Here is a 13167-nt window from a genome sequence, read left to right as displayed (position 1 = left end):
CCGGGCGCAGATCCACCCCATCGTATCGGCACGCGCGCCGAACCGGCCGGTAGCCGGCGGTCCCTACTCGATGTCGGTGCCGGGTGAGAGAATGGATCGTCTGTTGGGAGGGACATGAGCAACCGTTATCTGACGACCGGCGAGGCCGCCGGTCAGGACGAGATCCACTCCATCACGGCCACGGCCGCGCCGCACACCCAGGACATGGGCCACCGGATGAAGGTCTACAGCATCCAGATGGCCCTGCGCGTGGTGTGCCTGATCGTCTTCGTGGTGGTCGACAACATCTGGGTCCGCGGGGTCGCCATCGCGGGCGTCGCGATCCTGCCGTGGATGGCCGTGATGCTCGCCAACAGCGGCGCCGACCGCTCCGCGCGCACCAGCCACTACTACGAGCCACCGGCCGCCCCGGCCCTGGCGGCGGTCCCCGAGCCCGCCCGTCCGGCCGAGCCCCTGGCCATCGACTTCGTCCTGGAGGGCGAGTTCGTGGCCGGCCACGGGGACGACGACCCCGCGCGCCCGGCCCCCGGTCCCGCCCCGTCTCCCAGCGGAGGCCCGGCTTCCTCCGCTACTGTCGAGGACGACCCCTACCGGTCCCGAGGAGCCGCCTGAGCCCCGGGACCCCGACCGCACACCCTGAGGAGCACGACCGCCGTGGAGTTCGACCTGCTCGGATCGCTGGCACCGCGAGGAGCCGGCACCACGCCGGCGGGGCCGGAGACCCCGCAGTGCTCCAGCAAGGGCTGCCGGGCGGACGCCGCCTGGCAGATCCGGTGGAACAACCCGCGGATCCACGCGCCCGAGCGGCGCAAGGTCTGGCTGGCGTGCCCCGGGCACCGGGAGCAGCTCGAGCAGTTCCTCGGCGCCCGCGGCTTCTGGAAGGACACCGTGCCCCTGACCGGGACCGCCCCGGACGGTGACGGGGCGGGTCGGGACGGCGCGGCGTGAGCGCGTACCGTTTCCTGCTCAGCGGACGGTGGATCGGCTGGTTCCTCCTGGCCTGCGCCGCCGCGGCGGTGGCGGTCTACCTGGGCGGGTGGCAGATGGACCGCAACGACCACCTGGTCGGCGAGAACGGCAAGATCACGCGGAACTACCGGGCCGAGCCGCTGAGCGGGCCCCCCGCCGCCGCCCAGTTCGCCGACCACGACCCCGCGCTCACGTGGCACCCCGTCCGGCTCACGGGACAGTACCTGCCCGAGGACCAGGTGCTCGTGCGCAACCGCCCCCAGGACGGGCGCGTGGGCTACGAGGTCCTCGTGCCCTTCCGCACGCAGGACGGGGACGTGGTCGTCCTGGACCGCGGCTGGATCCCCACCGGCGCGGCGGCCAACGGCATGCCCGACGAGGTCCCGGCCCCGCCCGCCGGCCAGGTGACCGTCACGGCGCGGCTGCAGCCCGGGGAGCCCGCGGTGGACCGCGGGGCGCCCGAGGGCCAGATCGCCACCATCCACCTCGAGGAGCTGCAGGAGCGCTGGGGCTACCCCGTCGGCACCGCGGCCTTCGGCGAGGTCTTCGCCGAGGACCCGGCCCCCGCGGTCTCCCCCGCCCCGGCCCCGGAGCCCGAGACCGGCTCCGGTCCCCACCTGTCCTACTCCCTGCAGTGGTACGCGTTCGCGGCCCTGTTCTTCGTGGCCTACGGCTACGCGGCCCGTCAGCAGGCCCGCAACGACGAGTGGGACCGGCAGTACGCCGAGGAGATGGAGCGGCACCTGTCCCAGTTCTACGACGCGGACGGCCACTACGTCGGGGAGGGCGACGAGGAGCTCGTCCTGCGCCAGATGGAGATGGCCGACGACATGCCCGCGCACCTGAAGTCCCTGATGCGCCCCCGGCCGCAGCGCCGGCGCGCGCGGGCCACCTGGGAGGACGAGGAGGACGCGCTGCTCGACGCCCTCGAGGAGCGGGACGGCTCCCTCACCGCCCGGGACTGAGCACGGTCCCGGGACCGTGCCCGCGCGCCGGCGGCGGTGGCCCCGGGGTAGGCTTCGCCTTCCCGGCGCCCGCCGTCCCGCCCGCCCTGGAGGCCTCTCGTGAGATCGATCGGACGTCCCCGCACCCGCCCCTTCGCCTTCGTCGGCGCCACGGTCGTGCTGACCGGCGCCGCCGGCGGCATCGGGTCCGCGCTGGCCGGCGCCCTCGCCGACCGGGGCAGCCACCTCGTGCTCCTGGACCGGGACGGACCCGGGCTGCAGGCGCTGGCCGACCGGCTGCGCGCCGCCCACCCGACGCTGTCCGTGGCCGTGCACGTCGTCGACCTCGCCGACCCGGACGCCACCGTGGCCGTGGGCCGGCGCATCGCCGCGGAGCACCCGGACACGACGGCCCTGATCAACAACGCGGGAGTGGCCCTCCTGGGACGCTTCGACGAGGTCACGCTCGAGGAGTACGAGTGGCTGATCGACGTGAACTTCCGCGCGGTCGTGCGCCTGACCCACACGCTGCTGCCCGTGCTCGCCGCCCACCCGGGAGCGCACCTGGTCAACGTGTCGTCGGTCTTCGGGATCATCGCCCCGGCCGGACAGACGGCGTACGCGGCGGCCAAGTTCGCCGTGCGCGGCTTCACGGAGAGCCTGCGCCAGGAGCTGGCCCCGCTCGGGGTGGGGGTGACCACGGTGTTCCCGGGAGGGGTGCGCACGGGCATCACGCACGCGGCGCGGATCGGCAGCCACGTGGTGCCCGAGGCCCTGGAGACCCTGCGGCGCTGGGAGGTGCTGCTGAGCACGGACCCGGCCGTGGTGGCGGAGCGGATCCTGCGCGCCGTGGAGCGGCGGCGGGCCCGGGTGCTCGTCGGGGCGACCGCCACCGTCCCGGACGCGCTGGTCCGCCTGCTCCCGGTCGGGCACGCCCGCCTGCTGGAACCGGGCTTCGCGCTGTTCGTGGTGCTGGGCCGGCGTCGGACCCGCCGGGGCCCGGCGCCGGACGCGCCCGGGCGGCTCAGGCCAGGGAGATGAGGTCCTGGTACTCCTGGTTCCACAGGTCCTCGGTGCCGTCGGGCAGGATCACGACGCGCTCCGGGTCCAGGGCCTCGACGGCCCCCTCGTCGTGGGAGACCAGCACGACCGCGCCCTCGTAGGTGCGCAGGGCGTTGAGGATCTCGTGGCGCGAGGCCGGGTCCAGGTTGTTGGTGGGCTCGTCCAGCAGCAGCACGTTGGCCGAGGACGCCACGAGCGTCGCCAGCGCCAGGCGGGTCTTCTCCCCGCCGGAGAGGACGCCGGCGGGCTTCGACACGTCGTCGCCCTGGAACAGGAACGAGCCCAGGATGTTGCGCACCTCGGTGTCCGCGAGGTCCGGGGCGGCGGTGCGCATGTTCTCGAGCACCGTGCGGTCGTGGTCGAGGGTGTCGTGCTCCTGGGCGAAGTAGCCCACCTTGAGCCCGTGCCCGGGCCTGATCTCCCCGCTGTCCGGCTGGGCCACCCCGGCGAGCATGCGCAGCAGCGTGGTCTTGCCGGCGCCGTTGAAGCCGAGGATCACGACGCGGGAGCCCTTGTCGATGGCCAGGTCCACGTCGTTGAAGATCTCGAGGGAGCCGTAGGACTTGGACAGCCCGCGGGCCGTGAGCGGGGTCTTGCCGCAGTCGGCGGGCTTCGGGAAGCGGATGGCCGCGACCTTGTCCTGCTGGCGCTCGCCCTCGAGGCCCTGCATGAGCCGCTCGGCGCGCTTGATCATCTGCTGGGCGGCCACCGCCTTCGTCGCCTTGGCCCGCATCTTGTTGGCCTGGTCCATCAGCGCCGTGGCCTTCTTCTCGGCGTTGGCGAACTCGCGCTTGCGCCGGTGGGCGTCCTGCTCGCGCTGCTTGAGGTAGTTCTTCCAGCCCATGTTGTAGACGTCGATCACGCAGCGGTTGGCGTCCAGGTACAGGACCTTGTTGACGACCATCTCCATGAGCTCGACGTCGTGGGAGATCACGAGCAGCCCGCCCTGGAAGTTCTTGAGGAACTCCCGCAGCCAGGACACGGAGTCCACGTCGAGGTGGTTGGTCGGCTCGTCGAGGAGCATGATGTCCGCGTCCGAGAACAGGATCCGGGCCAGCTCCACGCGCCGGCGCTGACCGCCGGAGAGCGTGCGCAGCGGCTGGTTGAGGATCCGTTCGGGCAGGTCCAGGTTCGCCGTGATGGTGGCGGCCTCGGACTCCGCGGCGTAGCCGCCGCCGGCGAGGAACTCCGCCTCGAGCCGGTCGTAGCGGCGCATCGCCTTGGTGCGCACCGCGTCGTCGTCGGAGGCCATGTCCTGCTCCGCCTGGCGCAGGCGGGCGATCACCCCGGCGAGGTTCCGGGCGGAGAGGATGCGGTCCCGGGCGAGCTGCTCCATGTCCTCGACCTTCGGGTCCTGCGGGAGGTAGCCGATGGTGCCCGTGCGGGCGACCGTGCCGTCCGCGGGCAGGGTCTCGCCCGCGAGCACCTTGGTCATGGTGGTCTTGCCCGCGCCGTTGCGGCCGACGAGGCCGATCTTGTCCCCCTTGTCCACCCGGAAGTTGACCTCGTCCATCAGCAGCCGGGCGCCGGCACGCAGTTCGAGGTTCTGGACAGTGATCACGGAGGGGACCTTTCGGACGGGAACGCGGAGGAGGTGGGCGCCCGAACGGGCAACCCGCCCATCCTACCCGGGCGGGCCCGCCGCGGCCCAGGACCGGGATCACATCCGGGGGATCACCGCGTCCGCGCCCCGGCGGGGCTCCCGTGGTGCGGGGGCATCTCGTCGGCGAGCGCCGAGGAGGCCCCCGGCAGGGTCTGCGCGTTGTAGTCGACGATCTGCCAGCCGCGCTCGGGGTGCTCCTCCAGCACCGTCCACGCGCAGTTGGCCATCCCGGCGAGCATGTTCCGCAGCCGGGGCGGGGCGTCGAAGAACGCGAGCACGCCGCTGCGCAGGGCCGCCCCGTGGCCGACGAGCACGCCGGTGCTCCCCGGCCCGAGTGCTGCCGCCGCGTCCCGCAGCACGGCCGTCATCCGCTCGTCGACCTCCGAGGGCAGCTCGGCGCCGGGGACGCGGTAGTTGTCCTCGGTGAAGAACTTCTCGTAGACCTCGGGGTGGCTCTCGCGGAACTCCGCGAAGGTGGTGCCCTGGCGGATGCCGACGTCGTACTCGCGCAGGCGCCGGTCGAGGCGCACCTCGAGGCCCGTGAGTACCGCCAGCTCCCGCGCGGTGTGCCGGGCCCGCTCCAGGTCGCTGGACCAGATGAACGCGGGGGCGAACGCGGCGAGCGCCGCAGCGGCCTGCCGCGCCTGGTGGCGCCCGACGGGGTCCAGCGGCACGTCGGCCTGCCCCTGGGCCCGGTCCTGGACGTTCCACGCCGTCCGCCCGTGGCGCCACAGCACCAGCCTGCGGCGCTGCGGGCCCGCCGTCGTCGTCCTGCTCATCGTCGCCTCTCGTCGCGGGGGTCCGCCGTCCGGCACCGGACGGCACGTTTCGACACATTCGCGCGGGTCTTCCCAGGGCTCCCGACCCGTCGGTAGTGTCCGACCCAGTCCACCACGGCGCGCCCCCGGGCAGCCACCACCGGCGGAAGTGAGCACGATGCGCGAAGACGTCCAGGAGTGGTTCACGGCCCGCAGCTACCGCGGGGGCCAGTGGTCACCCGAGCAGCTGGTGCAGCGCAAGGGGACGGCCACGGTCAGCGTGGTCCTGCCGGCGCGCAACGAGGCGGACACCGTGGGGGGCATCGTGGCCGCGCTGCGGGCGGACCTGGTGGAGGCCGTGCCCCTGATCGACGAGCTCGTCGTGATCGACTCGGACTCCACCGACGGCACCGCCGCGGTCGCCGCCGCGGCCGGGGCGCGGGTGTTCCGCCAGGACGAGATCCTCCCCGCCCACGGCAACGTCGCGGGCAAGGGGGAGGCCCTGTGGAAGTCCCTGGCCGTCACGAGCGGGGACGTCCTGGCGTTCATCGACTCGGACCTGCGCCAGTTCGACTCGCGCTTCGCCGTGGGCCTGCTGGGCCCGCTGCTGAGCGAGCCGGGCGTGGCGTTCGTCAAGAGCTGCTACGACCGCCCGCTCAACGACGGGACCACCATCCTGCCCGCGGGCGGGGGCCGGGTGACCGAACTGGTGGCCCGTCCGCTGCTGAACCTGTTCTGGCCCCAGCTCGCCGGGCTGGTGCAGCCGCTGGCCGGGGAGTACGCCGGGCGGCGGTGGCTGCTGGAGCGGATCCCGTTCGTCTCCGGCTACGGGGTGGAGATCGCGATGCTCATCGACGTGCTGGAGGCGGTGGGCCTGGACGCGATGGCCCAGGTGGACCTCGGGGTGCGCGCCCACCGCAACTCCTCCGACGCCGCCCTGGCCCGGATGGCCGCCCAGATCCAGCTCACCGTCCAAGCCCGACTGCGCTGCGAGGGGCCGCTGGGCGAGCACGGCGGGGTCCTGACGCAGTTCCTGCGCGAGGGGGACCGCTTCCTCGCCGAGACCCACGAGATCAGCGTGCGCGAGCGCCCGCCCATGGCCCAGGTCCCCGAGTACGCCGGGCGGCTGGCGACCGGTCGCGTGGCATGACGGGCCTGCGGGTCCTCGTCAACGCCGGGCCGTGGCTGCCCGTGCCCCCCGACGGCTACGGGGGCATCGAGACGGTCGTGGCCACCCTCGTGCCGGAGCTGCGCCGGGCGGGCGCGCACGTCACCCTCGCCACGGTGGGCCCGTCGACGCTGGAGGCCGACGACCACCTGCGGGTCCTCGACGAGCCGGCGTTCCCCTCCATCGCCATGCCCTACAACCGGGTCTCGGGCATCGCCCACGCCCACATGCAGGGCGTCGTGGCCGCGCTGCGCGCGGAGGACCGGTGGGACGTCGTGCACGACCACCTCGAGGTGGTGGGCCCGGCCGTGCTGGGCGCCATGGGGGACGCCGCTCCCCCGACGCTGCAGACCCTGCACTGGGACCTGCGCAAGCACCCCGACTTCTACTCCCGCTTCGACGGGCGCGGGCGGGTCCGCTTCGCCGCGGTCTCGGCCTCCCAGCTGGAGCGCGCGCCGGAGAACCTGCGGGCCCAGACGATCGGTGTGGTGCCCCTGGCGGCCCCACCGGCCCTCGACGTGGCGGTCGAGCCGGGCGGGCACGCCCTGGTGCTGGCCCGGATCACCGCCGACAAGGGCCAGGACCTCGCCGCCCGCGTCTGCCGCCGGGCCGGGATCCCGCTCGTGCTCGCCGGGCCGGTCGCCGGGATCGGCGACCCCGAGGAGCTGGAGCGCCGGCTCGCGGACGGCGACGAGGCCCTGCACGGGCACCCCGACGTGCGGTACTGGCTCGAGCGGGTGCGCCCGCTCGTGGACGGGACCTCGGTGACCTGGGTCGGCGGCGTCGCCGGCGAGCGCAAGGAGCGGCTGCTGCGCTCGGCCCGCGCGCTGCTCGCCCCCAACCGGTGGGCCGAGCCCGGGGCCACCGGCGTCGTCGAGGCCCTCGCCCGGGGCGTGCCCGTCGTGGGCACCCCGCTGGGGGTGCTCCCCTCCCTCGTGGCGCACGGCCGGACCGGCTTCCTCGCCGCCGGCGAGGACGAGCTCGTCCGCGGCCTGCGCCGGATCGGCGAGCTGGACCCGGGTGCCTGCCGGGAGGCCGCGCAGCAGTGGTCCCCGGCCGCCATGGCCCGGCAGTACCTGGACCTGTACGCACAACTCCTGGAGGCGAACTCCTCATGACGCTCCGCATCGCCCTCGTGGGCGCCGGCTCCGTCGCCCGGCGCCACGTCGACGTCCTGCACCGCCTCGGCGGGGCCCGCGTCGTCAGCGTCACCGACGCGCACGAGCCCGCGGCGACCGCGCTGGCCACCGCGCTCGACGCGGCCGCCTTCACGGACCCCTACGAGGCGCTCGACGCCGTGGACGTGGACGCCGTCTACGTCTGCGTCCCGCCCTTCGCCCACGGCCCCGGGGAGCGCGCCGCGCTGAGCCGGGGCAAACCCCTGTTCGTGGAGAAGCCCGTGGGCCTGGGCCTGGACGTCGCCGAGCAGATCGGGGCCATGGTGGAGTCCACCGGCGTCGTGACGGGCACGGGCTACCACTGGCGCTGCCTGGACACGGCCGTGCGCGCCAAGGAGCTGCTCGCGCAGGCGCCCCCGCTGCTGGCCAACGGCTACTGGCTCGACAAGCGCCCGCCCACGCCGTGGTGGGGGTGGGCGGACCGCTCCGGGGGGCAGGTGGTCGAGCAGCTGACCCACGTGGTGGACATGGCCCGCTTCCTGCTGGGCGAGGCCGTGGAGGTCTACGCCGCCGGGGTCCGCCAGGCGCCCGACGCGGCCGCGGAGGACCACGGGGACGTCGACGACGCCACCGCCGCCACCGTGCGCTTCGCGTCGGGGGCGATCGCCACGCTCGCGGCGACCTCGGTGCTCGCGGCCAAGCACCGCTCGGCCCTGCACACGGTCAGCCGCGGGCTGTACCTGGAGCTGTCCGAGGACGGGCTGGCGCAGTTCGACGCCGGGCAGCGCACCGACCACGCCCCGGAGGAGGACCCGAAGGTGGCCGTGGACCGGGAGTTCCTGGAGGCGGTGCGCGGCGAGCGCGAGAGCACCCGGGCCCCCTACGGCGAGGCCCTGCGCACCCACCGGCTGGCCTGCGCGATCGCGGAGTCGGCCCGCACGGGCGCGCCCGTGCGGCTGGAGCCCTCCCCGTGAGCGCGCGCCGCAACCTCGTCGTGCCCGCCCGGGGGCGGATCGAGATCGTCGACGAGGTGCTCCCGGAGGTCCCCGAGGGGGGCCTGCTCCTGCAGACCCTGGCGACCGGGCTCTCCGCGGGCACGGAGCTGGCGTTCGTCAAGGGGGACCACCCGGGGCTGCACTCGCGCCACGACACCGAGCTCGCGCTCTTCCACCGCGGCGTCCCCGACCAGGGCTACCCGGTGCACCGGCTGGGCTACATGGAGGTCGCCCGGGTCGCGGAGTCCCGCACGCCCGCGTACCGCCCCGGCGACGTCCTGGCCGGCGCCTACGGGCACGCCACCGCCCACGTGGCCGACCCGGTGACCGAGCACCTCGTGCCGCTGCCGGAGGACCTCGACCCGCTGCTCGGGGTCTTCGTGGCGCACTTCGGCCCCATCTGCGCCAACGGCCTGCTGCACGCCGCCGCCGACGCCGGGCCGGTGCGCGCGCTCGGGGACGGGGTGGCGGGGCGTCTCGTCCTCGTCACCGGGGCCGGTCCGGTCGGGCTGCTCACAGCCCTGTTCGCCCGCTTCCTGGGGGCCCGCGAGGTCGCCGTGGCCGACGCCGACCCCCGCCGCCGGGCGCTCGCCGAGCGGCTCGGGTTCTTCCCGCTGGACCTGGACGACGACCCCGGCCGGACGCTGAAGACCCGCTGGCGGCACGGGCCCGGCGACCACGGCGCGGACGTCGTCTTCCAGTGCCGGGGCAAGGCCGGGGCCCTGCACGCCGCCCTGCGGGCGGCGCGCCCGCAGGGGTCGGTGATCGACCTCGCGTTCTACACCGAGGGCGCGGACGCGGTGCGCCTGGGCGAGGAGTTCCACCACAACGGCCTGAGCCTGCGCTGCGCGCAGATCGGGCGCGTGCCCCGTGGGCTGGCCCACGTCTGGGACCGGCACCGGCTCTCGGCCGAGACCGTCCGGCTGCTCACGGCCCACGGGGACGAGGTCCGCGAGCACCTGATCACCGACGTCGAGGACTACGAGCGCGCGCCGGCGCTCATGCGCGACGTCGCAGGGCGGCGCCGGCACGTGCTGACGGCCGTCTTCGTGGTCGGGGCAACCGGGGGCTGACCGGCGGGTCCGCCCCCGCGGCCGGTGGACAGTGCACCGACAGCAGCCTTAGGGTTGGGGGGACCGCCGTCGTCCTCTCCAGGAGCACCCGCATGGCCACCCCGCCCCGCACCCCTCCCCCGCACGGGCCCTCCCGCGGCTCCCGCCGCGCCGACGCCGCGCTCGCGGCCCGGCTGGAGGCCGGGCAGGACGAGCCCTCGCCGACCCCCGGCGACAGCGTGGCCGACATCGGCGACGCCGCCCAGTCCCTCGCCCCGGCCATCGGCCCGTGGTCGGACACCCTCGGCCGCGCCGGCTCCCGGGCCGCCCAGACCCTGCTGATCGCCGCCGTGGCCGTGGGCCTCGTGTGGATCCTGCTCCGGGTGAAGGTCGTCGTCATCGCCATCCTCGTGGCACTGATCCTCGCCTCGGCGGTGGCCCCGCTGGTGAAGTGGCTCGAGCGCAAGGGCTGGTCCAACCTGCTGGCCACCCTCGCCGCGTTCCTGGGCATCCTGGCCCTGGTGGGCGGGGTGCTCACCGGCATCGTCTTCGCCATCCGCAGCGAGTGGGACACCCTGGTCACCCAGGCGACGGAGGGCTGGGGGGAGCTCCAGCGCTTCATCTCCTCCGGGCCCCTGCCGGTGGACACCGCTGCGGTCGACGACGCGCTGCGCCAGGCCGGCGACGCCCTGTCCGGCGGGGCCATCGCCGGCACCGCGCTGAGCGGTCTGGGCGCGGCGGCCAACTTCGTGACCGGCGCCGTGCTGATGATCGTGGTCCTGTTCTTCTTCCTGAAGGACGGGGAGAAGATGTGGAACTTCGCCCTGCGCTGGACCCGGGGGGAGCGCCGGGCGAAGCTGGCCGAGTCCGTGGACCGGGGCGCGGAGGTGCTGGGCGGGTACGTGCGCGGCACCGCCGCGATCGCCCTGGCCGACGCCGTGCTGATCGGCGCCGCCCTGCTGGTGCTGGGCGTGCCCCTGGCCGTCCCGCTGGCGGTGATCGCGTTCATCACCGCCTTCATCCCCGTCGTGGGCGCCACCGTCGCCGGCGTCCTCGCGGCCCTCGTCGCCCTGGTGACCAACGGCCCGGCGATCGCGCTGATCGTGATCGTGTGGATCATCATCGTCAACCAGATCGAGGGCAACATCCTCCAGCCGATCATCATGGGCCGCACCCTGAGCCTGCACGCGCTGATGATCCTGCTGGCCCTGACCGTGGGCACCATCGTGGGCGGGATCTTCGGGGCCATCCTCGCCGTGCCGCTCACGGCCGTCGCGTGGGCCGTCGCCCAGGTCTGGGCCTCGGGGTACCAGGCCGGCGACGACCCCGTGCTGGGCGCCGACCCCCTCGACCCCAAGGACCGGATCGAGGCCAAGGCGACCATGGCCCAGCGCTGGAAGTACCAGATGATGCGCCTGCAGCAGCGCCGCGGCGGGCAGCTGGGCGCCACCGAGCAGCAGGTCGCGGCGTCGGAGGACGCCGACGAGCCGCAGGCCCGGCCCAAGCCCTAGGCTGGGCCCATGACCAACACCGAGCCGCGCCGTCGCGTCACCGCCGAGGACCTCGCCAACATCGCCGTGTTCGCGGCGCTGACCGCCGCGCTGTCGGTACTGCCCGGGATCCCGCTGGGCGCGGCGGCGGTGCCGCTGACGCTGCAGACCCTGGCCGTGTTCCTCACGGGCCTGGTGCTCGGCGGGACGCGGGGGTTCCTGGCGGTGGCGCTCTACGTGCTGGTCGGTCTCGTCGGGGTGCCGGTCTTCGCCGGCTTCCGCGGCGGCCTCGGCGTGCTGGCCGGGCCCTCGGCCGGGTACGTCCTGGCCTTCCCGTTCGCGGCCGCCGCGGCCGGCTACCTGGCCCAGTGGCTGATCCCGGCCCGGCGCGCCAACGACGGCGGGGCCACCAACGCCCGCTACGAGCGCACCGGCACCTACACGGCGCGGCTCCTGGCCGCGTCCCTCGCCGGCTTCGTCGTCGTCCGCCTCGGCGGCGTCCCGGGGCTGATGCTCAACGCCCGGCTGCCCTTCGAGGACGCGCTCCTCGCCGACCTCGCGTTCTGGCCCGGGGACCTCGTCAAGTGCGTGCTCGCCGCGGTCATCGCCGTGGGCGTGCACAGGGCGTTCCCCCGGATCGCGGGCACGCGCTGAGCCGTGCCGCACTCCTCCGGGGCCGCGGCCCTCGTCTGCGCGGACGTGACCGTCACGGCGCCCTCCGGTTCGGGTGAGGTCACCCTGCTGCGGGGCGTGGCCGTGTCGGTGGCCGAGCGCCGCACCGCGGTCGTCGGGCTCAACGGGTCCGGCAAGTCCACGTTCCTTCGCCTGTTCAACGGGCTCGTGCGCCCCTCGGCGGGCACGGTCACCGTGCACGGCACGGACGTGGCGCGCGACGTGCGGGCCGTGCGCCGGCGGGTGGGCTTCGTCTTCACCGACCCCCTGTCGCAGCTCGTCATGCCGACCCCGGTCGAGGACGTCGAGCTGTCCCTGCGCGGGGCGGGCGTGCCCAGGGCCCGGCGCCGGGCGGCCGCGCTGGAGCTGCTCGAGCGGATGGGGATCGCCCACCGCGCCGAGCACAGCATCTACGACCTCTCCGGCGGGGAGCGCCAGCTCGCGGCGTTCGCGGCGGTGCTGGCCGTGGAGCCCGACGTCCTGCTGCTCGACGAGCCCACCACGCTGCTGGACCTGCGCAACCGCGGCCGGCTGCTGGAGCTGCTCGAGGGTCTCCCCCAGCAGCTGCTGATCTCCACCCACGACCTCGGCCTGGCCGCCACCGCGTCGCGGGTGCTGGTGCTCAACGACGGCGGGATCGTCGCCGACGGTCCGCCCGGGGAGGTCGTCCCCGCCTACGAGCAGTGGTGCGCGCACGGCTTCCCGCAGGAGGCCCGCCCGTGAGCCGGGGCCCCGACCTCTTCGGCAGCTACGCCCCCGGCACGAGCGTGCTGCACCGCGCGCCCCTGTGGGCGAAGGCCCTGGGGCTCGTGGCCGTGTCCCTCGCCGTGGTGCTCGCCCCGTCCTGGCGGGTGCCCGCCGTGCTGACCGGGCTGCTGGTGCTCGCCGGCTCGGCGGCCGGGATCCGCGCCCGGCAGTGGTGGCACGGGCTCGCCCCCGCCCTGCCCGTGCTCGTGCTGCTGGGCGTCTACCACGTGCTGGGCGCCGGGCCGGCCGCGGCCGCCGACGTCCTGCTGACCATCGTGGTGTTCCTCGTCCTCACCCGCGTCCTGATGCACACCACGCCGCTGTCCGCCCTCCTCGACGGCGTGGTGTGGCTGTGCGGGCCCGTGCGGCTGGTCGGGGCGGACCCCGAGCGGATCGGGCTGGCGGTCTCCCTGATGCTGCGCTCGATCCCCTTCGTCGTGGGCTCCGTGGCCGACCTCCGCGACGCCGTGCACGCCCGCGGCCTGCGCCCCCATCCCGTGCGGCTGGTCACCCCGGCGGTGATCTCGACCGTCGCCTACGCCCAGCGCACGGGCCAGGCCCTCGCCGCGCGCGGGTTCGACTGAGCCGA

At 74.9% G+C, this 13167-nt stretch carries 14 protein-coding genes; 12 read left to right on the top strand and 2 right to left on the bottom strand.

Annotated features, from left to right (window positions below; all coding sequences use genetic code 11):
- Positions 1-114: 114 nt before the first annotated feature.
- From ACYSMR_RS15500 to ACYSMR_RS15485, 4 genes are all read left to right on the top strand, one after another.
- The gene (locus tag ACYSMR_RS15500) at positions 115-612 is read left to right on the top strand and encodes a DUF3099 domain-containing protein (protein WP_461746358.1); all 498 of its coding nucleotides are present in this window, start codon (positions 115-117) and stop codon (positions 610-612) included.
- Between the two features lie 42 nt (positions 613-654).
- Entirely contained in the window at positions 655-948 is a 294-nt protein-coding gene (locus ACYSMR_RS15495) for a hypothetical protein (protein ID WP_309125762.1), read from the top strand.
- A complete protein-coding gene (locus tag ACYSMR_RS15490) occupies positions 945-1934 on the top strand; it encodes an SURF1 family cytochrome oxidase biogenesis protein (RefSeq protein ID WP_251332368.1) in 990 nt (329 codons plus the stop codon). Before ACYSMR_RS15495 ends, ACYSMR_RS15490 begins: the two co-directional genes overlap by 4 nt.
- Before the next feature lie 99 nt (positions 1935-2033).
- Positions 2034-2954 (top strand): SDR family NAD(P)-dependent oxidoreductase, encoded by a 921-nt coding sequence (locus ACYSMR_RS15485; RefSeq protein ID WP_461746355.1) that lies wholly within the window; start codon positions 2034-2036, stop codon positions 2952-2954.
- On the opposite strand, the gene ACYSMR_RS15480 is transcribed toward ACYSMR_RS15485, so the two are convergent.
- Positions 2938-4536, bottom strand: coding sequence for an ABC-F family ATP-binding cassette domain-containing protein (locus tag ACYSMR_RS15480; RefSeq protein WP_461746353.1), 1599 nt, complete (start codon positions 4534-4536; stop codon positions 2938-2940). The genes ACYSMR_RS15485 and ACYSMR_RS15480 overlap by 17 nt on opposite strands.
- Positions 4537-4649: 113 nt before the next feature.
- Complete coding sequence (locus tag ACYSMR_RS15475; protein WP_461746351.1) at positions 4650-5357, bottom strand: histidine phosphatase family protein; 708 nt, start codon at positions 5355-5357, stop codon at positions 4650-4652.
- Between the two features lie 157 nt (positions 5358-5514).
- Here ACYSMR_RS15475 and ACYSMR_RS15470 point away from each other — a divergent pair, with 157 nt between their 5' ends.
- The 8 genes from ACYSMR_RS15470 to ACYSMR_RS15435 all read left to right on the top strand — a co-directional run bounded on the left by ACYSMR_RS15470 (position 5515) and on the right by ACYSMR_RS15435 (position 13162).
- Positions 5515-6486, top strand: coding sequence for a glucosyl-3-phosphoglycerate synthase (locus ACYSMR_RS15470; protein WP_461746349.1), 972 nt, complete (start codon positions 5515-5517; stop codon positions 6484-6486).
- Complete coding sequence (locus tag ACYSMR_RS15465) at positions 6483-7622, top strand: glycosyltransferase (RefSeq protein ID WP_461746347.1); 1140 nt, start codon at positions 6483-6485, stop codon at positions 7620-7622. The genes ACYSMR_RS15470 and ACYSMR_RS15465 overlap by 4 nt, the downstream gene beginning before the upstream one ends.
- Positions 7619-8596 (top strand): Gfo/Idh/MocA family protein, encoded by a 978-nt coding sequence (locus ACYSMR_RS15460; RefSeq protein WP_309125969.1) that lies wholly within the window; start codon positions 7619-7621, stop codon positions 8594-8596. The genes ACYSMR_RS15465 and ACYSMR_RS15460 overlap by 4 nt, the downstream gene beginning before the upstream one ends.
- A complete protein-coding gene (locus ACYSMR_RS15455; RefSeq protein ID WP_461746345.1) occupies positions 8593-9690 on the top strand; it encodes a zinc-dependent alcohol dehydrogenase in 1098 nt (365 codons plus the stop codon). The genes ACYSMR_RS15460 and ACYSMR_RS15455 overlap by 4 nt, the downstream gene beginning before the upstream one ends.
- 92 nt (positions 9691-9782) lie before the next feature.
- Entirely contained in the window at positions 9783-11180 is a 1398-nt protein-coding gene (locus tag ACYSMR_RS15450) for an AI-2E family transporter (RefSeq protein ID WP_251332376.1), read from the top strand.
- Between the two features lie 9 nt (positions 11181-11189).
- On the top strand, positions 11190-11813 hold the full coding sequence (locus ACYSMR_RS15445; protein WP_309125970.1) for a biotin transporter BioY: 624 nt from the start codon (positions 11190-11192) through the stop codon (positions 11811-11813).
- A 3-nt stretch (positions 11814-11816) separates the two neighbouring features.
- The gene (locus ACYSMR_RS15440) at positions 11817-12554 is read left to right on the top strand and encodes an energy-coupling factor ABC transporter ATP-binding protein (protein ID WP_309125971.1); all 738 of its coding nucleotides are present in this window, start codon (positions 11817-11819) and stop codon (positions 12552-12554) included.
- Positions 12551-13162 (top strand): energy-coupling factor transporter transmembrane component T family protein, encoded by a 612-nt coding sequence (locus ACYSMR_RS15435; protein WP_309125972.1) that lies wholly within the window; start codon positions 12551-12553, stop codon positions 13160-13162. Before ACYSMR_RS15440 ends, ACYSMR_RS15435 begins: the two co-directional genes overlap by 4 nt.
- Positions 13163-13167: the final 5 nt, after the last annotated feature.

The organism is Kocuria sp. U4B (genome assembly GCF_054875615.1).
The sequence above is the reverse complement of the archived record's forward strand: the minus strand, read 5'-3'. Positions and strand labels throughout refer to the sequence as shown.

Excerpts from the sequence above, each read along its gene's own strand:
- ACYSMR_RS15500 (WP_461746358.1), top strand. The coding sequence starts at position 115 with ATGAGCAACCGTTATCTGACGACCGGCGAGGCCGCCGGTCAGGACGAG.
- ACYSMR_RS15475 (WP_461746351.1), bottom strand. The coding sequence starts at position 5,357 with ATGAGCAGGACGACGACGGCGGGCCCGCAGCGCCGCAGGCTGGTGCTG.
- ACYSMR_RS15470 (WP_461746349.1), top strand. The coding sequence starts at position 5,515 with ATGCGCGAAGACGTCCAGGAGTGGTTCACGGCCCGCAGCTACCGCGGG.
- ACYSMR_RS15465 (WP_461746347.1), top strand. The coding sequence starts at position 6,483 with ATGACGGGCCTGCGGGTCCTCGTCAACGCCGGGCCGTGGCTGCCCGTG.
- ACYSMR_RS15460 (WP_309125969.1), top strand. The coding sequence starts at position 7,619 with ATGACGCTCCGCATCGCCCTCGTGGGCGCCGGCTCCGTCGCCCGGCGC.
- ACYSMR_RS15450 (WP_251332376.1), top strand. The coding sequence starts at position 9,783 with ATGGCCACCCCGCCCCGCACCCCTCCCCCGCACGGGCCCTCCCGCGGC.
- ACYSMR_RS15445 (WP_309125970.1), top strand. The coding sequence starts at position 11,190 with ATGACCAACACCGAGCCGCGCCGTCGCGTCACCGCCGAGGACCTCGCC.